At 35.5% G+C, this 21749-nt stretch carries 18 protein-coding genes and 2 pseudogenes; 10 read left to right on the top strand and 10 right to left on the bottom strand.

All coding sequences use genetic code 11. From position 1 onward, the window contains the following. Positions 1 to 515: 515 nt before the first annotated feature. Together MHH45_RS11620 and pgtP are read right to left on the bottom strand one after the other, a co-directional pair. Positions 516 to 1276: pseudogene (locus tag MHH45_RS11620) on the bottom strand (transposase); the annotation flags it as partial. A 160-nt stretch (positions 1277 to 1436) separates the two neighbouring features. Further along, complete coding sequence (gene pgtP / locus MHH45_RS11615) at positions 1437 to 2801, bottom strand: phosphoglycerate transporter PgtP (RefSeq protein WP_016131658.1); 1365 nt, start codon at positions 2799 to 2801, stop codon at positions 1437 to 1439. Positions 2802 to 3655: 854 nt separating this feature from the next. On the opposite strand from pgtP, the gene MHH45_RS11610 reads away from it, so the two are divergent. From MHH45_RS11610 to MHH45_RS11600, 3 genes are read left to right on the top strand one after another with little or no spacing between them, the layout of a single operon-like run. Continuing rightward, on the top strand, positions 3656 to 4546 hold the full coding sequence (locus MHH45_RS11610) for a substrate-binding domain-containing protein (protein ID WP_016113359.1): 891 nt from the start codon (positions 3656 to 3658) through the stop codon (positions 4544 to 4546). After that, positions 4543 to 6006 (top strand): sensor histidine kinase, encoded by a 1464-nt coding sequence (locus tag MHH45_RS11605; RefSeq protein WP_016113360.1) that lies wholly within the window; start codon positions 4543 to 4545, stop codon positions 6004 to 6006. The genes MHH45_RS11610 and MHH45_RS11605 overlap by 4 nt, the downstream gene beginning before the upstream one ends. Continuing rightward, complete coding sequence (locus tag MHH45_RS11600; RefSeq protein WP_016113361.1) at positions 5975 to 6625, top strand: response regulator; 651 nt, start codon at positions 5975 to 5977, stop codon at positions 6623 to 6625. Before MHH45_RS11605 ends, MHH45_RS11600 begins: the two co-directional genes overlap by 32 nt. 121 nt (positions 6626 to 6746) lie before the next feature. Here MHH45_RS11600 and MHH45_RS11595 read toward each other — a convergent pair whose 3' ends face one another. Next, entirely contained in the window at positions 6747 to 7280 is a 534-nt protein-coding gene (locus MHH45_RS11595) for an MFS transporter (RefSeq protein WP_016113362.1), read from the bottom strand. Then, on the bottom strand, positions 7277 to 8716 hold the full coding sequence (locus MHH45_RS11590) for an FAD-binding oxidoreductase (RefSeq protein ID WP_016113363.1): 1440 nt from the start codon (positions 8714 to 8716) through the stop codon (positions 7277 to 7279). The genes MHH45_RS11595 and MHH45_RS11590 overlap by 4 nt, the downstream gene beginning before the upstream one ends. Before the next feature lie 495 nt (positions 8717 to 9211). Here MHH45_RS11590 and MHH45_RS11585 point away from each other — a divergent pair, with 495 nt between their 5' ends. Beyond that, on the top strand, positions 9212 to 9892 hold the full coding sequence (locus MHH45_RS11585) for a hypothetical protein (protein ID WP_088094449.1): 681 nt from the start codon (positions 9212 to 9214) through the stop codon (positions 9890 to 9892). Between the two features lie 106 nt (positions 9893 to 9998). Here the strand turns inward: MHH45_RS11585 and MHH45_RS11580 are convergent, their stop codons facing one another. Further along, positions 9999 to 11030 carry a S66 family peptidase gene (locus MHH45_RS11580; protein ID WP_016113365.1) on the bottom strand — a complete coding sequence of 344 codons (1032 nt, stop codon included), beginning with the start codon at positions 11028 to 11030 and terminating at the stop codon, positions 9999 to 10001. A gap of 257 nt (positions 11031 to 11287) precedes the next feature. Here MHH45_RS11580 and MHH45_RS11575 point away from each other — a divergent pair, with 257 nt between their 5' ends. Then, the gene (locus MHH45_RS11575) at positions 11288 to 12961 is read left to right on the top strand and encodes an alkaline phosphatase (RefSeq protein WP_088094450.1); all 1674 of its coding nucleotides are present in this window, start codon (positions 11288 to 11290) and stop codon (positions 12959 to 12961) included. A gap of 241 nt (positions 12962 to 13202) precedes the next feature. After that, positions 13203 to 13668 (top strand): annotated as a pseudogene (locus MHH45_RS11570) (NADP-dependent oxidoreductase); the annotation flags it as partial. A gap of 31 nt (positions 13669 to 13699) precedes the next feature. Here MHH45_RS11570 and MHH45_RS11565 read toward each other — a convergent pair. Next, entirely contained in the window at positions 13700 to 14062 is a 363-nt protein-coding gene (locus MHH45_RS11565) for a hypothetical protein (protein WP_016113368.1), read from the bottom strand. Between the two features lie 273 nt (positions 14063 to 14335). On the opposite strand from MHH45_RS11565, the gene MHH45_RS11560 reads away from it, so the two are divergent. After that, on the top strand, positions 14336 to 15403 hold the full coding sequence (locus MHH45_RS11560; RefSeq protein WP_249922730.1) for an LPXTG cell wall anchor domain-containing protein: 1068 nt from the start codon (positions 14336 to 14338) through the stop codon (positions 15401 to 15403). Between the two features lie 299 nt (positions 15404 to 15702). Continuing rightward, the gene (locus MHH45_RS11555) at positions 15703 to 16455 is read left to right on the top strand and encodes a class I SAM-dependent methyltransferase (protein ID WP_088094452.1); all 753 of its coding nucleotides are present in this window, start codon (positions 15703 to 15705) and stop codon (positions 16453 to 16455) included. A gap of 115 nt (positions 16456 to 16570) precedes the next feature. Here the strand turns inward: MHH45_RS11555 and MHH45_RS11550 are convergent, their stop codons facing one another. Beyond that, positions 16571 to 17101, bottom strand: a complete 531-nt coding sequence (locus MHH45_RS11550) for a GNAT family N-acetyltransferase (RefSeq protein WP_016113372.1) — start codon at positions 17099 to 17101, stop codon at positions 16571 to 16573. Positions 17102 to 17311: 210 nt separating this feature from the next. On the opposite strand from MHH45_RS11550, the gene MHH45_RS11545 reads away from it, so the two are divergent. Next, the gene (locus tag MHH45_RS11545) at positions 17312 to 17692 is read left to right on the top strand and encodes a VOC family protein (RefSeq protein WP_016132973.1); all 381 of its coding nucleotides are present in this window, start codon (positions 17312 to 17314) and stop codon (positions 17690 to 17692) included. 165 nt (positions 17693 to 17857) lie between these two features. On the opposite strand, the gene MHH45_RS11540 is transcribed toward MHH45_RS11545, so the two are convergent. The 3 genes from MHH45_RS11540 to MHH45_RS28065 all read right to left on the bottom strand — a co-directional run bounded on the left by MHH45_RS11540 (position 17858) and on the right by MHH45_RS28065 (position 18993). Beyond that, entirely contained in the window at positions 17858 to 18061 is a 204-nt protein-coding gene (locus tag MHH45_RS11540; RefSeq protein WP_077295241.1) for a hypothetical protein, read from the bottom strand. 149 nt (positions 18062 to 18210) lie between these two features. Then, positions 18211 to 18600, bottom strand: coding sequence for a GRAM domain-containing protein (locus MHH45_RS11535; protein WP_016113374.1), 390 nt, complete (start codon positions 18598 to 18600; stop codon positions 18211 to 18213). 24 nt (positions 18601 to 18624) lie between these two features. Next, positions 18625 to 18993, bottom strand: a complete 369-nt coding sequence (locus tag MHH45_RS28065; protein WP_414848195.1) for a disulfide bond formation protein B — start codon at positions 18991 to 18993, stop codon at positions 18625 to 18627. Between the two features lie 1470 nt (positions 18994 to 20463). Between MHH45_RS28065 and MHH45_RS11525 the strand changes: the two genes are divergently transcribed. Beyond that, on the top strand, positions 20464 to 21687 hold the full coding sequence (locus MHH45_RS11525; RefSeq protein ID WP_016113375.1) for a PucR family transcriptional regulator: 1224 nt from the start codon (positions 20464 to 20466) through the stop codon (positions 21685 to 21687). Positions 21688 to 21749: the final 62 nt, after the last annotated feature.

Here is a 21749-nt window from a genome sequence, read left to right as displayed (position 1 = left end):
TTTTTTTACATATAATTGCAATTTCGGAATAATGAACTTACATTACTGCTTTTAAAAGTTCTTGTACGAATGGGATGATTCCACCTAAAAATTTTAAAACTGCCATTGCGATTGCCATGTTATTTCCTCCTCTTTTTTGAGTATTAAGATGTTGTAAATCTTTATACTCTTATTATAGTGAGCGCATAACATTATATCAATATATTCTCGTATGCAATATTTCATATGATATAAGCTGGTTTTATTGCTATAATGGAAAAGGGAAATTCTCCAGCATTTTTCGATGTGCGGAAAAGCTAATGAACATGAAAGTTTCAGTAGGTAAAAATTGAATTTCCAATGAGTGAAAAACACTAAAAAATGATAGAAATAAGAAAAATAGCCCTTCACCTGACCCTTTTTTGGCGGGTGAAGGGCTATTTTTTCCATATTTTGGCAGGTTGCGGTGAGCTAAGCCTGCATTTGGACAGACTTCAGCCCTTGAAAACGAGCGCGTATCGATAGCCATGTAGTTCTTTGGCATCCGCTACATTTCCAGCCGTAATAAAAGTGTCTGTAATAATATTATATTTTGCGTCAGTTGTTCTATGGTCTAAGAAATGAAAACCATTTGGTTTTCCATCTCTCATTAAAAAGCCACTATCAGGATCCGTTGTACTTACACGTGTTTTTTTGATTGGGGTATCACTTTCCTTTCTTGGTTTTAATTCTTTTTTCCGTGTTTCTCCCGATCTCCCATGACTGCCGCTTCTAATTCTTCTATATATAATTTAGGACGCTCTTTTTTTACTTTGTGCACAAATTTATTTTTATTTGCGTTCGCCTTCACGTGAGTGGAATCTGTCATTAATGCACGTCCTCCCACCATACGATGTTCCATCGCTTGACGTACGATTTCATCGAAGATTTCTTCAAAAATGTTTGTATGAAGAAAACGAGTGCGACGATTCCAGCTAATTGTGGAGTGATCTGGAACGGAATCTGATAAAGAAAACCCTAAAAACCAGCGGTACGCAATATTTGTTTTAATTTCTTTTTCTAATTGACGTTCCGATCGAATACCGTAAAAATAACCAATAAACATCATTTTAAATAAAACGATAGGATGAATAGAGGGACGGCCATTATTTTCACAGTAATAGGGACGTAACTTCTCCTCAATAAAATCAAAATTAATAGTGGCTTCAATTGCACGAAGAAAATGATCGTGTGGAACTAACTCTTCTACAGAAATTGTTACACGCTCATCACGATGATTTTTCAGTGCTCCCATCATGAAACATCGCTCCTTTACATCTTTTTTATCAGTGTTGACAGATAAAAAGATGTTCAGACACAAAAACAGGCTGTAGAGAAGGCTTTCTCTACAGCCTGAAAAAAAGATTGCTTAAACAGCAATCTTTTTTTGTCTATAATATCCTCAGAATATAGTTATCTTAGGATTGGAGCCCCTGCTTTCTGTTGAGTTCCAGCTCTTTTGCTCCTCGATGGGCGAATATACAGCATATGATGCAGCAGACGGTTGCTGCTAGTAATACATAGAAACCACCATTCCATCCTACTTTGTCAACCATTACACCAAAGAGGGTAGTACCTAAAGATGCACCTAGAATGTAACTCATAAAACCTCGCAAGCCAACTGCAGAGCCAACAGCGAAAGATGGAACTACCTCCATAGTTTGTACTGAAGCTAGAAACTGTGGAATGTAAATCAAGCATCCAATAATGGCAGCGAAGATAGTTACCCAATGTAAAGATGTACTTTGCCAGTAACCAATGATGCAGACGAGTATCATTGTCATAGCAATGATTGCTGGCGGCATGCGGTGTCCTTTGAATAATTTGTCTGATAGATAACCAGCCAACAGAGTAGAAGGAATAGCTGCCCATTCAAAGAATAAAAAGGCAACACTCATCTCTTCTTTAGTGAAATGTTTTACATGTAACAAATAAATAGGCAACCAGCTTATAATGCCGAAACGAACCATGTAAACGAAAACATCTACGAAGGAAACGAACCATGCATTTTTGTTAAATAAAACATAATTCTTAAAAATCTGCCAGGCACTCATGTCTACTGGCGGTTTTGAGTCAGCGCTTTGTTGCATTTTCGAATCGGATTCATCCTTGATGATTTCGCTTAACGGAGGCAAGCCCTCACTTACCGGTGAGCCTTTAATAAGGGTTAGTATTACTAGTGCAATAACAATGGCTATAGCAGCCGGAACTTGATAGCTTGCCGCTTGCCAGTGATTGGAGCCTAACATAGCAAAACTCATACCAACGATAGGTGCTACGATACCTCCACCTATATTGTGAGAAATATTCCATATGGCACCGATAGTTCCTCTTTCCTTACGAGGAAACCAGTTTGCAATAGTAATAAAGCTAGGTCCAACTCCCATTCCTTGAAAAAATCCATTGAAAATAACGAGAATTGCAAACATCCAAAATGCGGTGCTGAATCCCATCATAATATTAACCATAGCGCACAGAAGCAACCCGAGCGCCATATACCTTTTAGGGTTAGCTTTATCCGCTATACTACTCATCAAGCCCTTACTAATTCCATAAGCAATAAGCATGGAACTGCTTAATAGCCCTACTTCTGTAGCACTAAGATTGAGTTGTTCTTTCAGATAAGGAGTAGATAAGGCGAAATTGTTGCGTACTATGTAGTAAGCTATGTAACCAAAGAATACTCCTAATAAAGATTGAAGCCGGAAAAGCTTATAGGTTGTTTGAACCTGATCTGGTGCTATTTTTGTAGTAGCGATTTTAGGTTTCAAAAATGAGAACATACTATCTACCTCGATTTCTTTACTTTGATTTACAGAAAAAACTTAGATTAGCATGAAATTTAGCATTTCAATAGAGTGCCAATTTGGTGGAGACGTTTTCAAAAATACTTGTGTTATATACCTCCTTGGTTACATTATCTTATATGGCAATTCGTTAAACTATCAGTAAATATCTGATTTTATGTAAGATAAAATAGTAGAGTCTGTCAGAAATTATCTTACAAACAATATTCATGGCTATATAAACCTGTTTTAATTTTTCAACAATATATAAATACAAATTGAAAAAATGACATAAAAACCACTTTCTTTTTAGGGGAGGACGAGAGCAACTGGCCATGCATAGAAGAGGTCAGTTCCTTTTCCTGCCACGTGCAAAGTCTAAAACAAAGGGAGAAAGCAAGTAGCGGTCATGTTTTGTTCTGCATAGCAGCGACTTATATGTTGAAAAATCAATTTGTATTTATATATACATAGATAACTGCTCTGCTCTCCCTAAAAAGAAAGTCATCGTTTTTTATTTGTATACAACACTACTTTTCTGTCACAGCTCTGACACGAAAAGTAGTGTTGTATACGATCTTCCGTAGATTTCATAGATTGTTCTGAAGTAATATATAAATATAAACTTCAAAAACATTGAATCAAGCATGATTCAGTAAATCGGATTAATACATAAAGTGAAACTTCCATAAGTGTGGGAGCTTCATCTCCCACTTATGGAAAGCTCTCACCAATCGAGTTTTTACGGGTAGTTATCCCTATCTGTTTTCTTTGTTTGTCTCTCGATGTTGAGGTGAGGATCCAAAAGGAATAGGGGGATAAATTCCTCGCCTACAAGAATGGAGGAAAGTATGATAAATTGTTTGAGGCTTTTTTTAATATTGCTTATTACTTTACTTTTAATAGGATGTCAGCATGAGCGTTCAAGCCCTCAAATTGTTTTCTCCGAATCTGACACCACGCCTGTTGGTTCACAAGATGACAAGCCCTCTCCTGTACGAATCGCAATTTCAAGTGTGTTATCAAAGGCTGATACAATTATGTACTACAGGAAAATAGCTAACTATATTGGAGAGAAGCTCCATAGACCTGTAATTCTCATTCAGCGCAAGAGTTATAATGAGATTAGTATGTTGATGATGAATGGAGGTGCTGATATAGCCATACTTTCAACAGGAGCATATATTACCTACAGACATGTTGAAGGTCTAGAAGCAATTGCCATGCAAGAGCGAATGGGGGTTCCATATTATTATGGTTATGTCGTCGTACACAGCAAAAAAGAAATATCTAGTATATATGATTTAAGAGGGAAAAACATTGCTTTTAGCGATCCAACCAGTTATTCCGGATATATTTTTGTGAGGAAAAAATTAGCTGAATTAAGTGAAACGCCAGAACATTTCTTTAGTCGTTATGTTTTTACATATAATCATGAAAGCTCCCTAAGTGCTGTGATAAATGGGGTTGTTGATGCTGCAGCTGTTGATAGCTTAGTCTTTGAGCGTACCAAACTTAAAAATCCAGAACTGATTAAGGATTTAAAAGTTATTGCAAAAACGGAACCGATTGGTACCGGTCCTGTTGTCATCAACAGTAATTTACCTGATGAAGAGAAGCGAATTATCAAAGAAAGTTTCATTTCTATGCACGAACAAGAAATAATAAAACCAGCGTTTCAGGGACTGTTTATTGATCGTTTTGTTCCATTTGAGCCAAGGTTATATGAGGGTCATCTATGAAATGGCTGAATAAATTACAAATAAACCAGAAGATATTTGGAGCTATATTCGTTTCGCTACTCTTTCTCGCCCTAGTATTAGGATGTATCATTTGGGAATCACTCACAAAAATCATGACAGAGGACCTAAAAAAACGTGGTGTAAATATTGCCGATAATATTGCGGCATTGTCCTCGGATTACATTTTGACTGACGATTACTATTCGATTCATCTTCTCATTACCCGGGCACAGGAAGCCAACAAAGATGTGCGTTATATACTGGTCATTAACAATAATAATGTCCTTGTCGGAAATACATTCTCCAAACACCTGCCGAAAGGAATAGTAAACGCACATAAGCCTGATGGTATCAATACTGAAAATTACGCTATCCTAACTTCAGATGAAGGAAATATCCATGACATACTGGTTCCAATCGAAGAGGGAGGTGTAGGATTTGTTAGAGTTGGAATGGCAGAAAAGCAGGCGAAAAGCTATATTTTTACTAAAATAATAGAATTGGTTGTTGCTACATTTTTGGTCTGTATGGGAGCGGCAGGTATAGCTTATTATGTGACTCGTATCATTACTCGACCAATCAATAGTTTAGTTGATACAGCAGCAGGTATAACAGCGGGTGATTTATCCTTAAGGGCTAAAGCGGAGGGTGACGATGAAGTTGGAAAACTTGCGCGTGCTTTTAATGAAATGGCTGACAATCTAATTAGTTCTAGGACTGCAGTAGAAAAATTATTGAAGGAACTTCAAGAAAAGGATGCCCTTCGAGATACGTTGATTTTGAAATTATTATCCGCTCATGAAGAGGAGAGAAAAAGAATTTCTCGTGAACTTCATGATGAAACAAGCCAAGCTCTTACTTTTCTAATGGTTACAATGCGTATTTTGGCTAATGAAGCTAAAGATGCCGAGCAACTGGAGTTACTTAATGTAAGTCGAGAGACTGCGGCAGGTATTTTACGAGAAATTAGAGATTTAGCAGTAGAATTAAGGCCACCCATCCTTGATGATATGGGAGTAATTCCGGCATTAAGGAAATACGTAAGAAAATTTGAAGAAAAATTCGCTCTTACGGTAATTCTACACGCTCCTAATGACGATGTTGCTGTCATAGATAGTCATATTGCTGTAGCGCTATACCGAATCGTTCAAGAAAGTCTTACCAATGTAGTGAAACATACAGTAGCCACTGAGATTGTGATTAACATGGAGATAAGGGATTGTTCTACTTTGTTGAACATCCGTGATAACGGTCACGGTATAAATGAGAACGATTTTGAAAAAGCTCGCCAGCAAAATCGAATCGGAATATATGGAATGAAAGAAAGAGCAGAATTACTAGGTGGTTCATTTTTTATCAGAACGCACAATATCGGCGGGACTGAGATTATGGTGTCTATCCCATTAAAACAGAGAGAAGGGTGTCAAGATGGAAAAGACAATCAGCATAATGCTAGTTGATGACCACGCTTTGATGAGAGCGGGTTTAAAACTACTATTACAAAAAAGACCGTCCTTAAAAGTTGTAGGTGAAGCCTCTGATGGACTCGAAGCACTTCAACTTTACGGCATTTTAAGGCCCGATATTCTAATATTGGATATATCTTTGCCACGCATGGATGGAATTCAGGTTCTAACAGAGGTTAAATTACGTTATGAACAAGCGAAAGTCATAGTGCTTACCATGCATGAAGATGAGGATTATATAACATCAATCATGAACGCGGGAGCTTCAGGTTACGTCCCGAAAGCAGCTGTGGATGAAGAGTTATACAATGCCATTGATTCCGTTATGGATGGGTACATATACCTTCGCCCAAAGGAAATTTCAACGATGCTTAAAAAAATGCAAAACGAAACAGATTCTCGAAATCCGTATGTAATTTTAAGTCCACGTGAACGAGAGGTATTGCAACTTCTTGTGCAAGGTTTTTCATTGTCTGAAATTGCTCGAGAATTAACTATCAGTATAAAAACGGTTGATACTCATAAGACGAGAATGTTGAACAAACTTAATCTTTCTAAAAAAAGTGAACTTGTTCAATATGCCATAAAGTATAATTTAATAAACATGATATAATGGGATAGCGTAAGGATTACGCCGATTTAGCAAGAAATAAAACGATTTTGTTCATGACAAAATTGTTTTTCAATACTCTGTAAAAAAGAGCATTAGTAATGCTCTTTTTTTATTTATTTATTTATTTATTCTGCCTCCCTATTACAATACCGCTCACCATATATAAAGCTGAAGCAATATAAAAAATGGTACCAATCGTTAAAAAATCTACTAGATACCCTGTTGCAATAACAGCTACTGCACCACCAATTGAAGTCCATACATGGTATTTTCCTATTTCATAGCCTGCTTCTTTACTTTCTACTTTTCGTGCAAGTGATGTTTTTTCTGTGTTGCGTTGCACGGCACCTAAGCAGCCCATTATAATTTGCAGAATATAAACATGCCAAACTTCTGTAGCAATGGGAAAAAAGAGCATTAATACCGCCATAGACCAAGCATATACAATTAATAGCCTTTTATCCCCAAACCTGTCAGATATCTTTCCAACTAGTGGGTACACTAAAGCTGAAGTTAACGTAAATAAGCCATATGCCCAACCAAATTGAGAGAAACTATCTCCAACATTTCGAAGCAGTAGTATGTAAAAGGGGAATACCATACTACCGGCCATCATGATTATACTTTGCGAAGTTACAAATCTTCTATATGTCATTCACTGTACTCCTTATAAAATAAATTTACAAAACGTTCTTGCGGATCACTTTCCTTCTTTTTTTGAAGAAACTCTTCTATACGAGGATATGCTTGCTCAAGCTGCTGCTTCGTCGGATAGGAATAATAAGGTAAATAATAACTTCCATTGTGCTTTAAAGTAACATCTATCATCTTCCCTAACACTGCTTTCGTTTTCTTTATTTCACTCTCAGAACGTCCTTGATTAATAAGAAGCACAAGTGCAAACATATCATCTTTTGCATAGGATAAAACCGCATTCTCATTTTTTTCTACATAACGGATCGTAATGTTAAGAAGGTTTAATTCTTCTTTGTTTAATACATTTCGCAAATCATCTATATACGCTGTAAAGTGATCGATAGGTACAAAATATTCTTGTAAAACCTCTGTTCGATTTGGATTTTCGTATTCCATAAACGTACTATCTGATCGCATCACATTATTTCGAGTTTCATATGTTCCATTTATGCGTTCCATGTAGTTCCTTTGTATATCCCAAAACGTATTCTTTCCCCAGTCACTATACCTTGATAATCCAAGGAAAAATTTCGGTGCAGCAATAATATTTTCTTCCTTTAGTTTGCTGTATTCTTCCCGTTTATTTTGGTTCTCTGCTACAACATAATCTGTTACATACATTTCTTTTAAAAATGAGTTTGGAGCTACGGAAATACGCGCTAGGTGCATTCGAACATTCTCTTCCTTTTTCACCTTCTCTTTAAAATATGCTGTATACTCCTTATAATCTAGCGTTTTTGTCTGCATTTCATATAGTTCGTCATCCGTTAGCTTAAGCGTCACATCTAAGATCACACCGAATAATCCGTAACCTCCAATAACATAAGGAAACAAATCAGCATTTTCTTCTCTGCTTACATTCTTAACCGTACCATCTGCCATTAACAATCGAAATGATTCTACTGTATCAATGAGTGCTTCATGACGAATATCACGTCCATGTACATTTACGCTTAGCGAACCGCCAACTGTAAAAATATTTTGAGACTGCATCACTTGCACAGCAAGACCATATGGATTTACTTTCTTTTGAATATCATCCCATGTCACACCGCTTTGCACGCGAATTCTCTTTTTCTCTGGATCAAACTCTAATATTTTGTTATAACCTTTCATATCTAGCACCGTACCATTTGGATAATAAGTTTGTCCGCCTTGGCTATGCTGCATTCCGGCAATTGAAATCTTCTCACCTGAAGTATTCGCATCTTTCACTAGCTTCTGTAAGGCATGCTCATCCTCCGCATTTTCAACCCGCTTAATCTTTGTAGGAAGTAATTTACCTACATCACTCATAACAGGATTGGCGATCTGTTTTGTATATATATACACAGATGACATGCATAACAAGCCATATGCAGTAATACCTATTATTATTGTTCGTTTTTTCAACATGCACTCTCCTTTTTTAGCTGTAATATAAAGAATTCAATGTATATTCGAGATTTATATTATATCTTTTTCTAAAACCAAGGAACATTATGTAAATAAAAAAACACGTTATCGGAAGGAAAATATCTTCCGTGACAACGTGCCCGTTCACATGTATAGAACTTTGAAATGTTGATACCCCAGTATTTTCTATGTGCCTATCAACTTAAGAATATTTACTATCCTCTGTGTAAAACTGTTTGTGATTTCCTCGATTCATTAATATTTGTAACCGTACAAAATAGGAGAAAAAAGCATGTAACAAGGTATCTAATTTCATTTTCATCTAGCATACGTCATCTCCTAAAATACATAACATATTCAATACATGTATATAATTTACTAATGTTATATTCTATCTCCTTTCTTTTTGTTTTTTATTCGACATAATATGACGAAAAAGTTGTAATTCAATCTGTTAGGATCGCTTTGGAAATCTTACATTTTGGGAGGTTTAGGATGAATAAAAAACTGATTTTCGGTGTGCTAGGTGTTGTAATTGCATTTATTGTCATTATTGGCATTAGTAGTATCTTTATCTTTACTACGACAGAAAACTCAACAACAAGTAGCAAAAATACGTATACGGAAGCGGAGTATAATAAATTAGTAGATGAGCACTTTAAAGAAAAATTAAAAGGGGATATTTCTGTATTAGAATCAGAAAATAAAGTTCTTGATGCACAAGTGAAAAAATTAAAAGAGGAATTGGCGAAGAAAGAACAGGCAAATGTCCAAACTCCGGCGGCTCAAACTGCAAAGCAAGAACAACCTAAGAAAGAAGAGCCAAAACAAGAAGCGAAGCAACCTGCTGCGCAACCAGAAAAGAAAGAAGAACCTAAAAAGGAACCGCAACAAGCTACAGGTGCTTTCACAAATCCTATGAAAAGCATTGATAAGGCAGGTGCTATGAATAAAGTGAAAGAAAAAGCAAAACAAGATTTCCCAGATGATTACATGACGCAGAACTTCGTTGCGGGTGAACAATCTAAGGCTTTCGATTTCTTAAATGGTGTTGAAATTAAATCACAAGAGGAATTAAATGTTATGAAAAAAGCATTAGGTGATTTTCCTAATGATTTTATGACTGCTAAGTTTGTGTATGAGGAACAAATAAAGGCAAAGAGTAAACAGGAATAATAAATGATAAAAAGGTTCCTTAACAAACGAAGTGTAAATGTTAAGGAACCTTTTTCAGTTGTAAAAATATATCCTGAAACCCATCAGCAAAGGAGAATTGGCAATTCTATTGCACGCCACTCTCCAAAATCGAAAATGTCTTCCTTTCACAATTAATCTCTGCCATTACACCATAAGGTAAAATAAACTTAGGTTCGGTATGACCAAAGTTTAAATTATAAAGAATCGGTAAATCTTCTAAACCATATTCTTTCATAACTGTTACAATTTCTTGTTTATATTCTTCATAATATTTCTCGTCTTTCGGTTTGCCGAAAATGAGTCCATTCGTGTTTTGTAAAATGCCTTGCGCAGCATAATTTCGTAACCAATATCTTATATAAGTTGGATCTGGTTTGTCTTCAGATGTTTCAAAGAACAGAATGCTGTTTTCCCAATATTTTTTCTCAGGCCAAAGTTCTGTTCCTTTTGCGAATTCCAGTACTTCAATACAACCTCCAATTAAACGGCCTTGTACAATACCGGAGCCTTGAAGTAGTTCATATCCAGTGTTCTGCTGCATGGTCCGCCGTTTATTCTTGTTCGATTCTATCCATTCTAAACGCTCACTTGTCCATTCTTTAGCCGGTCCAATTTCACCAATCATCTCATTTGAAAAGAGTGTTCGATTTACCATTTCAATCGTATATGGATCCATCTCAACGTTTTCAGCAAAATCGGTTAAAATGGCTGGACCGTAAAAAGAAGAAATGCCTGCTTTATGACAAAATAAATGTGAAACTGTCACATCAGAGTAACCCATAAAAACTTTTGGGTTTTCACGTATAACATCAAAATCAATATAAGGAAGCAAGCGAATACTATCTTCGCCACCAATATTCGCAAAGATGCCTGTAATACTTTTATCTTGAAATGCCGTCATTAAATCTATTGCACGAGCTTGTGGGTTCTCATAAATATAATCTGAACCTTTCAAACTATTTGGCATAGGTACAACCACAAGACCAAAAACTTCTTCTAATCTTTTTATCCCTTGCTCATAACGCCATCTAAGTTCCGGATCGCCTGCGCCTCCCCAAGAAGGACTAATTGTCGCGACTCGATCTCCTGGTTGTAATCTCTTTGGTTTTCTTAACACAATAACTCCCCCCTTATATCATTTGATTCACTATACGATTCGTATAGCATATGACCTTTTTCTACATCATCAAGAAATTCCCTGCTATTATGCAAGGGTGGGGGGGATTCAAGTGTTAGCTTCGTGACAATAGGGTACTACTAACAAAAAGCAAAAGAAAATATATAAGCTTGCATAAACTTAATAAAAAATCAAAAGCTTGTTTACATACGAATGTTAGATTGGGGATGTCGAAAACAACCTATGGAGGGACAACAATGACTAATTTTCGTAAAAAGATGATGGGACTAACATTAGCTGGAACGGTAGCACTAGGTTTGTTAGGTGCAGGAATCATGATGAACGATAACGAGGTAAAAGCTGAGGCAAAAAAAGTAGGGAAGCAACCCAAAAATGTCATTATGATGGTTATGGATGGGACAAGCTCTTCAGCCACAACATTGGCTCGATGGTATAAAGGTGCACCTCTTGCACTAGATCAAATCGTATCAGGAGGTGTTCGTACTTATTCGGCAGAATCAGCCATTACGGATTCAGCGCCAGCAGCAACAGCTTTAGCGACAGGAAATAAATCAAATTCAAGCTACGTGGGTGTATTACCTTCTGTTGTGAATTCACCTGGCTTAGAACCAATCAAAGAAGAAGACAAGTGTCGCCCAGTTGCCAACGTCTTAGAAGGCGCAGAGCGTTCAGGCCGCGCAACAGGAATCATTGCTACATCGGAAATTCAGCATGCAACTCCGGCTGGTTTTTCTGCTCACCATGTTATTCGCAAAAATTTTGAGGTGATTGGTGAGCAGCAAGTGTATCAAAATATGGAAGTCGTGTTAGGCGGGGGAAAGGCAGTACTTCAGCCTGCGGCAAGCAGTGGAATCCGGCAAGACAACGAAGATTTAATAAAAGTGATTCAAGACAAAGGGTACGACTTTGTGGAAACAAAGGATGCCCTGTTAAACTCTAAATCCGATAAAATTTGGGGCTCGTTCTCAAATACTGCACTTGCGTTTGATATGGATCGTGAAGCGACCAACCCTGAGCAGCCAACACTTTCCCAAATGACGAGAAAAGCAATTCAAACATTATCAAAAGATAAAGATGGTTTCTTCTTATTTGTAGAAGGTAGTAAGCCAGATTGGGCAGCACATGTCAATGATCCAATCGGGATGATTAGCGATGTATTGGCATTTGATGATGCGGTTGCAGAAGCGTTAAAGTTTGCGAAAAAAGATGGGAACACGATGGTCATTGCTTTAGCGGACCATGGTAATAGCGGTATTTCCATTGGTAATAAAAATACTACAAAAGGATATGATACCACACCGGTATCTGCCTACATTGCTCCACTGAAAAAGGCAAAAATGACACTTGAAGGTGCTACAAATAAACTAAAAGATGATTTATCTAATATAAAAGAGGTAGCTGCACTTTACGGTTTAGACAACCTAACTGATGATGAAAAAGAAAAGTTAAAAGCTGCACAAAAGAAAGCCGATGTAGGTCCAATCCTTACTAAATTATTGGCCAACCGTGCGAACATCGGTTTTACAACAGGTGGTCATACGGGTGAAGATGTATTCTTATACTCTTACGGCCCCGGGAAGCCATACGGTTTCGTCCAAAATACGGACATTGCGAAGACAATGGCCAAAGCAATGGGCTTTAACTTAGGAGAATTAACAAACAAATTATTCTTAGATGCTGAAATAGCCTTTAAACAAATTGGTGCAACTGTAACGATTGACAAAAAAGATGTAGCAAACCCGGTGCTTGTAGTAAAACACAATAAAGCGCAGGCTCAATTGTTTGTTAATAAAAATATGATCCGTATCGATGGAAAAGATTATGAATTAGGAAGCATCGTTGTAGAAAGCAATGGGAAATTCTATGTACCTGAAAAAGCAATTCATCTATTCACAAAGCATTCTCGCTAAACTAAAAAAGAATCAAAAAGGCCTGCCAACCACTTAGCCTAGCTAGGCTAAGTAGTTGGCAATTTTCTTGATATGCTGTGCGGCAGCTATAAAGTGAAACTTTAATCAGTGGGGGTTTTCTTCATCCCCCACTGATTATTAGCCCTCACCAATCGGGCTTTTACGGACCGTAACACTCCCACCTAACTTCTTCGCTTCCGCTGAATTTTGAGGTGGGAGTGTTACGGTCCGTTAATGCGGGATAAATCCAGTTGATTGGAAAACGAGAAAGGGAGAATTACAAGAGAAATTGCCTTTTTCATTCCCTATTATTTTTAGGATTAGATGCTTCAGGTATTGTAGTGAAAGTAGGTACAAATATAACAAAATATAAGCCTGGTGATGAAGTGTATACAAAACTAGCGAATGTAGGTAAGGGTTCTTATGCAGAATATGTGATTGCAAAAGAAGAACATATAGCAAAGATGCCTGAGAACCTTAGCTTTGTTCAGGCGGCCTCTGTTCCTCTTGCTGGATTAACAGCTTGGCAAAGCTTAGTGGATTATGGACGAATTCAAAAGGGTGATCGAGTGTTCATTCATGCAGGAGCAGGCGGGATCGGGAGTTTTGCGATTCTGATTGCGAAAGCATTTGGTACACATGTCACAACAACCGCTAGCTCTGTAAATCATGTTTTCCTTAAAGAGCTCGGAGCGGATGTTATCATTTAAAGCTAAGTATTCTTCATAGTGATTCACCCTATGAGTCCCCACTATCGAATGAATCAGTATGGCTTGCTGCATCGGAACTATCGTTGCTAGTTCCTGAATCATGGTCGATATTTGAATCTTCATTAGCATTTTTCATAGCTGCAGCAAGAAAAGATGTTGTCATCACTGCATTCATCCAATCTGCTTCAGCATCTTTGGTAGTTATGTTTGAGTCTTTATGTCCTGCTGTATCTGTTATTGAAGAATGTTTTTTTAGTTCTTTTTCAACAGAGCGACGATTATTCATTTGTTTTCCGAAAATCTTCATGAGTACTAATAAGATGAAACAGACTATGGATATAATTAGGATAAACAAAATGAAGTATAAAGATAAATTCAATATCTCTGTCATATGTATACCTTCCTTTCTTACGGGATAGTTAATGTGGTGAATTTTTCCTGAAATTTCGTATTTGCCATACGGACACTTTCTCCTTGAAATCCATTGTAAAGACTGAACTACATTATGTCCACATGACTATACTGGCTCCAATTACACATAGACCTACTATTCTAGTTTTGTTTGTAAACATTTGGTATAATGTTATACTGGTATTATGATATTTGCATCTTTAGATTTATACATAATGGTTCATTACTCATGAAAGAAAAGAGGTACAAAATGATGAGTACGAAAAAAACAGTAGCAATATCCACACTAGCTTTAGCAATGATAACAGGAGCTGATACCATTAATGCTGAAGTTCCTGATACCGTCAAAATACACGATTCTATCAAACAACATGCAGAAGAGAGAGTATCTGAATTAAAGCAGGCGAAACAACATGCAGAAGAGAGAGTATCTGAATTAAAGCAGGCGAAGCAAAATGCAGAAGAGAAGGTCTCTGAATTAAAACAGGCGAAGCAAAATGCAGAAGAGAAAGTCTCTGAATTAAAGCAGACGAAGCAAAATGCAGAAGAGAAAGTCTCTGAATTAAAGCAGACGAAGCAAAATGCAGAAGAGAAAGCCTCTGAATTAAAGCAGACGAAGCAAAATGCAGAAGAGAAAGTCTCTGAATTAAAACAGACGAAGCAGAATACAGAAGAAAAAGTATCTGAATTAAAGCAGATCAAGCAAAATGCAGAAGAAAAATTGTCTGAATTAAAACAGACGAAACAAAATGCAGAAGAGAAATTATCTGAATTAAAGCAGATCAAGCAAAATGCAGAAGAGAAATTGTCTGAATTAAAACAGACAAAGCAAAATGCAGAAGAGAAAGTCTCTGAATTGAAACAGACGAAGCAAAATATAGAAGAGAAATTAACTGAATTAGCACGTACGAAGCAAAATATAGAAGAGAAAGTATCTGAATTAAAACAGATCAAGCAAACTATAGAAAATAAATTAACTGAATTAGCACGTACGAAGCAAAATGTAGCAGAAGAGAAAGTCTCTGAATTGAAACAGACGAAGCAAAATGTAGAAAATAAATTAACTGAATTAACACGTACGAAGAAAAATGTAGAAGAGAAAATAGCTGAATTAACACAGACAAAGCAAAATGTAGACAAGAAAGTCTCTGAATTAACACAGACGAAACAAACTAACACTCCTCTTAAAATGAAAAACGATAACAGGGAACTTCCTAACGCCGGAGGTACAGAATCCAATACAATGCCTTTAGGGATGTTATCAATTTTAGGTGGAATTATATTAATAGTGCGAAATAGAATTAAAAATACGTTTCAATAGAATTCATCTAATAGTCTGCATTCCACGATATATACAAAAATTGTTATGGCGTATAATGAAATATAATCTTTCAAATGAGGTGAAGTAGATGACTTTCCGTATTGTTCGAAGTAACTAGTTTTCGGGTTGGAAAAAAACGCGTACCAGCCATCAAGGGAGAAGTCTGCCCTTTTTCGGAAATATAGGCTTTGAATCTGTTTCGGTAGTCACTGTTCTTATCAAGCTAAGGGACTGGACGATTTCATTAACAAGTCTCAGAAACTTAGTTTTTACACTCTTTTGGAAGGTGGATATACAAAATGAATGAATTAGATTACAAAAATTTTTATGATAAAGTTGGAAAATTAAACGGCTGGGATTTTAGTAAACTGAAATACGTAACTGAAGGTGCGATGTGGGAGTTTTATGAAGAAGTAATAGAGAGATGCAAACCCTCAGATGTTTTGCTGGATATTGGTACAGGCGGGGGAGAGAATGTATTAAGAATTGCACCGGCAGCCTTATTCATGATTGGGATTGATAATTCAAGTGGAATGATAGAAACAGCACAGTCTAATTTGGAAAAAGCAAGTGTATCAAACGTTAGATTTTTCAAAATGGAGTCCGAAGGCTTGATGTTTCCACACTCTTTTTTTGACATTGTGTCTTGTTGTCATGCGCCTTTTGTTGCAGCAGAAGTAGCAAAAGTAATAAAAAAGGGTGGTATCTTTTTGACGCAGCAAGTCAGCGAACATGATAAATGGAACTTAAAAGCAGCGTTTGGAAGAGGACAATGCTTAGGGGAAAAAGACGGCACATTAAAAGAAAAGTATGTTCGAGAGTTGAAGTCTGCAGGCTTTACTGATGTGCAAATATTAGAATATGATGCGATTGATTATTACCAAACACCTGAAGACCTCTTATTCCTATTAACACACACACCTATCATACCAAGATTTGGTGAAGAGAAAGAGGACTTTGGTATTTTGGAAAAATTCATCATAACAAATAAAACGGAAAAAGGAATCCGTACAAATTCAAAACGTTTTATGATAATCGCTAATAAATCTTAATCTTTTTACATGAATAAAGGTGTTCAATATAAATGATAAAAGCCGATTTCCGTAGTTTATAGGAGAACGGCTTTTATTGCGTGGTACCTGTGATTGTCTTGTGGTTAAAATTTCACTAAACGAATTTATACATAAGAATATCATCTACATATTCATTATCATTCATTTTAAATTCCTTAATTTTACGTCCTTCTTCAATGAAACCCATCTTTTTGTACAACGATATTGCACTATGATTTGTTGAGAAAACTCCTAAACTTACTTTTTCAATGAGAGGATTTTTCTCTGCCCAGTCTAATAAAGCTTGTAGTAGCATTGTCCCAATTCCTAGTCCTCTGTAATTTCTACTGATCATGATTCCAAAGGAACCTGTATGAGACAATCGTTTTTTATTTTCGCTAAGGAAAACGATCCAGCCAACCACTTCACCATCTTTTTCAGCAACAAGTAATGTTTCTCTTTCATTCTCCAATACGCCTTGTACCCATTCCTTTTGCTCGGATGACGTTTTATTAAATTCTTCGGATAACGAAATGAGAAACTTGCCTTCGGAAACAACGGATTTCTGTATGTCTAAAATGGCCTCGGAATCTTCTATTTTTCCTGTGCGAATCATGTAGCTGGCAGTATCTTTTGAAATTGACAATTATATACCCCCTTATAAAATATTTTGTTAATATTCTATCTTTCTTTTATAATCTCCTACTTAAACGAAAATGCTCCGTTTCTTTTAGAAGGAAGTTTTCATTTCTTGGCGTATCTATTAAGTTGTCACGGGGTTTCAGAAACCTTGGCGATGGAAAGAATTAGAAGCATCGGGTTTGGTATTTACTTATATAAGGGAGTGGGGAAGTCTATGATTCATAAAGTTGGTCAAATTATGTTGTATGTAAATAACCAAGATGAGGCAGTGGATTTTTGGACAGAAAAAGTAGGGTTTACTGTAGTTTCTGAAGAAAATAACGGTCAAGGAATGAGATGGATTGAAATTGCTCCAACAAAGGGCGCAGAAACAAGCATCATTCTGCACAATAAGGAATTGGTTGCTAAAATGTCACCTGGGTTAAATCTTGGTACACCTTCTCTAATGTTTTTCACAGAAAATCTTGATGAATTACGTAGCAACTTATTAAATAAAAATATCACAGTCGGAGAAATTGTAAATATGCCTTCCGGTAGAGTGTTTAATTTTGCGGATCATGAAGAGAATTACTTTGCTGTGATGGAGAAGAAATAAATAGAAAAACCCCCTGCTTTTTGTTCAAAAAGCAGGGGGTTTTTCTATGTTTCATAATCGGATTTATTTTCGAAACGCTTTCATTTTACTATGTTTTCAGATAAAACGAATCCCCATACAATGATATTTGTAATTACTAAGCTCTTTCCACATATGTATTCGCTCCTAATCTGTTGAAGTTCTATAGTTCTTCTTGATGATATCTCGCATGTCTCTGATAAAGAATAGAAGGAACATTATACCTATGATGCCACTAATCCAAAAATATGTATTTCCGGTTGTGAATTTGTCATAGAAGGTATAGGCATTCCAAGTTATAAGGATTACTGAACATATAGTAGAGGTTACTAATGAACCTAAACTTCTCATAATTGTCACCTCGATTCAAAATGTTGTAATTTTATATAATTATACATATAAATAAAAGGATTTATAAGTAGTCAGGTTACAGTAACTGGGATAATTGCTAGAAAAATATGCTTAACGTTGTAAAAGCACAAAATCCTGACGCTACCCCATTAATTGGACAGAGCTTTTACTTTTTCAAAAAAATCTTTTAAGTGTATAAATTCCTCTTCATTTCCGCGGGTTGAAAAAACATCTTGATCTTGATGGGAAACAACAATAGAAGGAATCGTTTTAAAAAAGGCAAAAGGTTGTTTTTTCTCTTTTATTTTATGAATTTTATGGTAAGGTATCTGTAATGAAATAGGAAGCTCGCCAAATATTTCGCTATAAAATAAAAGCTGTCGTTCCGTGTAAGCTAGAATACCTCTCATAGGTGTAGAACTCCCATAGCCAGATATACCGCTTTGCATTTCATAATAAGCTGAAATCATACCTTGTATATTCTCATTTGAAGACATTTTCTGTTGAAATTCTTGCATTGCATGTTCTCTTAAACTCATATAAATACCTCCTTAGATTAAAATTCATTTTGAATTTTTCACAAAAAACGTGAGACGAAATATTAACAAGAAAGCTAATATTGCTAAAAACGGGATGGTTATAAATTTTTGAAAAATAAAATCAACAGCTGAGAAATCTTCATACAAATGACAAAAAGCACTTTTGGTATGCGTCATCTGTATTGTGTATTGATACGAAAAAATAAGTAATCCTATCCCAGAGAAATACTTAATATACTCATTTGCATGAGAATATTTTTTTATTAAAGATACAATATACATTATGAAAATCGGATATAAGCATATCCTTTGATACCAACATAAACTACATGGAACTAGTTTCATAATTTCACTTATAAATAAACTATCTATTGTTCCAATAAATGATATCATTGTCACATAGGACATATAATTATTATAACGTATTAATTTTGTAATATTCACCTATTTTTTTCATCTATGCTCACTCATTATCGTTATTTGTCACTATGCTCATTTAAAAACTCATTCAGTTTTTTCTGTAAGGGGTAGCAAACTTAAGTATTTGTAGTACAGAAAAGGATAGATAAGGTTTCTACTTTATCTATCCTCTTTTTATCACATATAATGTGGAATGTTTTTACCTAAAGATGTCAATTTTCTCGTTTTGGGGTATTTGTTTTTCTAAGCTTGATGGGCATGGCGTGCTACCCCTTAAAGAATTTTTGCATTTCCGGATTGTTTGGGAAGATTTGATCAGCTGAGCAACATAAAAATATACAAGAAATAGAAAATTGGGGTTAAACCGATGATAATATGTCCTATAAGGTTGACTCTCCAATGAATGTTTCGGACTCTATTCTTTCCTAACAGAAAAGTTATAACTAACACCGTTATAAGTGGACAGAAAAAAGAAATGGTGTCCCAAGGGCTGATTCTTTCAAAAATAATCCGATTTAATAATGGCAATAACAGAATAAAATTAATGATTAATAGAAGATATCCTATTACGATTCTCATTTTTCACCAACCTTTACATTTTTATCTTAATTTTAACATTCTTCTGATGATTACAAAAGAAGCTTCTTTCTTGTCCGTGACAAAATATGAAAGCCACCAAGCTTATTTTACTTGATGGCTTTCATTTTCTTTTGTTTATTAAAGAATTTTTGCATTTCAGGACTATTTGGGAATATCTCTTCAGCTTTATAAGAATGAAAATCTACTGGCTGGATCCGTTGTCGTTGTTTTAATTTTTCTTCGCCACGCATTACTCTAAGTACGTGCTAAACAGATTTAGGAAGTTCGCTTATTTGAATTTTAGTCATAATACCAACACCTCATTATATAAATCATTACAAATAAATTGTAGTTCCTTTTTCACGATTACTGGTCAAATCTCTTTACAATCCTCAAACCGAACATCGTAGTGAAAAACAAAACTATCATTACGTAGCCTAGAACGTAATCTACTCGTATCATTGAATCCTTATTGGAAATATATAAAGCAAATAGTATTACAGAGGTAGCACCACATTCCCATCAACTTAAGAATTTTATAACGCCCCAAAACAAAAAAATTGTACATTTTCACCTGGAGGTGTCAATATTGAGAAACCTCGCAGTTGCTTTTTTACGTTTTTTAAGAAGCAGAATGACATTCCTCAATTCAAATCTAAAAAGAATAAAGTTCAATCCTACACAATAAAACAAATAGAAATATTGCTATTGTTGAAAAAATCATGTTAATAAAACCCGGTCTCGTTACATTTGCAAAAAGCTAACGGGATTATGTTATTATTTTAGTAATTTACACAAGAGATAATTTCTTTTAAAGTAAATACGAAAATATATTTTAAATAGAACGGATGGATCTTGACATATATGAAAAATAATTCTCTTAAAGTCACCTTCGATAATTTGGAAGAGTTTGCTGATATAATCAGTGAAATTCTGCAATGCCCTATTACAGTAGAAGATGTAAATCATCGTCTCCTTGCATATAGTACCCATGACGAAAGAACAGACTCTGCAAGAATTGCAACTATTATGGGTAGGCGTGTACCTGAAAAAGTAATTAATAACTTATGGAAAGAGGGGGTTATTCCTACTCTTTTAAAAAGTCGTGAACCTATTCACGTAAAAAAGATAGATAATATTGGCCTCGGTGACAGAGTTGCGATTTCCATTTGGAATAAAGAGGACGTACTGGGATTCATTTGGGCTTTAGAAATCAAGCGCTCTTTAACTGAACAAGATTATGCCTTGATGAAAAAATCTGCTGAAGCTGTAAAAAGTAAGCTTCTTCAGCTCCAAACCAGAAAAAATAAAAAGGACGAACGTTCACAAGAATTTTTTTGGAAGCTACTAACTAATCATATACAAACAAATGAGGAAATTATTGAAAACTTTCAGGTACTTCATATTACGCCGGCTTCCTTATTTAACGTTGTCGTATTTCATTTTGAACAAGAAATTACGAGTGAAAAAGAAAAACAAATTTCTTATTTGTTAAAAACAAGCGAACATTTGAAAATTCTACTTTATACAATTGATCGTAACAAGTTAATTCTTCTTACTTCGTTAGATAATCTCAGTCAACCTTCTCATGAAATTAACAATTTCGTCGAAAGATTTGTTAACACGATGGAAAAACGATATGAAATTAAATCTATCAAACCAGCGTTCAGCAGTGTATATAGTGATTATCAAAAAATCAGTAAAGCTTATAAAGAAACATTAATCGTATTATCTATAAAGGAAAAATTTCCTTCCGACACAGCTAATATTCATGGCTATCAAAACATGGGGATTTATCAATTAATTGACCTTCTACTTGAGCAAAGAAAGCAGGAGGAGTATGAAAACCAAGCATTGCAGAAGCTCCATAAGTATGATTGTAAATATAATAGTAATCTTGTTGAAACGTTGGAAATATTTTTAAACAATGACAGTAATACCAGCGAAGTAGCTAAAGTTTTAAATATTCACGTCAATACACTAAGCTATAGACTTAAAAGAATCTGTGAAATCAGTGAAATCGATTTAAAAGATCCGAATCAAAAAATGGTTCTATACTTGGATCTTAAGTTACAAAAATTCATGTAGCAGCATCCTTTTGTGAAATTCCACAAAAGGATGCTGCTTTTTTCTTTTTTCTACACGATGAG

This window comes from Bacillus sp. FSL K6-0042 (assembly GCF_038006685.1).
GTDB lineage: Bacteria > Bacillota > Bacilli > Bacillales > Bacillaceae_G > Bacillus_A > Bacillus_A pseudomycoides.
The sequence above is the reverse complement of the archived record's forward strand: the minus strand, read 5'-3'. Positions and strand labels throughout refer to the sequence as shown.

Excerpts from the sequence above, each read along its gene's own strand:
- MHH45_RS11560 (WP_249922730.1), top strand. The coding sequence starts at position 14,336 with ATGAGTACGAAAAAAACAGTAGCAATATCCACACTAGCTTTAGCAATG.
- MHH45_RS11540 (WP_077295241.1), bottom strand. The coding sequence starts at position 18,061 with ATGAGAAGTTTAGGTTCATTAGTAACCTCTACTATATGTTCAGTAATC.
- MHH45_RS11575 (WP_088094450.1), top strand. The coding sequence starts at position 11,288 with ATGACTAATTTTCGTAAAAAGATGATGGGACTAACATTAGCTGGAACG.
- MHH45_RS11590 (WP_016113363.1), bottom strand. The coding sequence starts at position 8,716 with ATGTTGAAAAAACGAACAATAATAATAGGTATTACTGCATATGGCTTG.
- MHH45_RS11585 (WP_088094449.1), top strand. The coding sequence starts at position 9,212 with ATGAATAAAAAACTGATTTTCGGTGTGCTAGGTGTTGTAATTGCATTT.
- MHH45_RS11545 (WP_016132973.1), top strand. The coding sequence starts at position 17,312 with ATGATTCATAAAGTTGGTCAAATTATGTTGTATGTAAATAACCAAGAT.
- MHH45_RS28065 (WP_414848195.1), bottom strand. The coding sequence starts at position 18,993 with ATGATATCATTTATTGGAACAATAGATAGTTTATTTATAAGTGAAATT.
- MHH45_RS11535 (WP_016113374.1), bottom strand. The coding sequence starts at position 18,600 with ATGAGTTTAAGAGAACATGCAATGCAAGAATTTCAACAGAAAATGTCT.
- MHH45_RS11600 (WP_016113361.1), top strand. The coding sequence starts at position 5,975 with ATGGAAAAGACAATCAGCATAATGCTAGTTGATGACCACGCTTTGATG.
- MHH45_RS11605 (WP_016113360.1), top strand. The coding sequence starts at position 4,543 with ATGAAATGGCTGAATAAATTACAAATAAACCAGAAGATATTTGGAGCT.
- MHH45_RS11595 (WP_016113362.1), bottom strand. The coding sequence starts at position 7,280 with ATGACATATAGAAGATTTGTAACTTCGCAAAGTATAATCATGATGGCC.
- pgtP (WP_016131658.1), bottom strand. The coding sequence starts at position 2,801 with ATGTTCTCATTTTTGAAACCTAAAATCGCTACTACAAAAATAGCACCA.
- MHH45_RS11525 (WP_016113375.1), top strand. The coding sequence starts at position 20,464 with ATGAAAAATAATTCTCTTAAAGTCACCTTCGATAATTTGGAAGAGTTT.
- MHH45_RS11555 (WP_088094452.1), top strand. The coding sequence starts at position 15,703 with ATGAATGAATTAGATTACAAAAATTTTTATGATAAAGTTGGAAAATTA.
- MHH45_RS11565 (WP_016113368.1), bottom strand. The coding sequence starts at position 14,062 with ATGACAGAGATATTGAATTTATCTTTATACTTCATTTTGTTTATCCTA.
- MHH45_RS11610 (WP_016113359.1), top strand. The coding sequence starts at position 3,656 with ATGATAAATTGTTTGAGGCTTTTTTTAATATTGCTTATTACTTTACTT.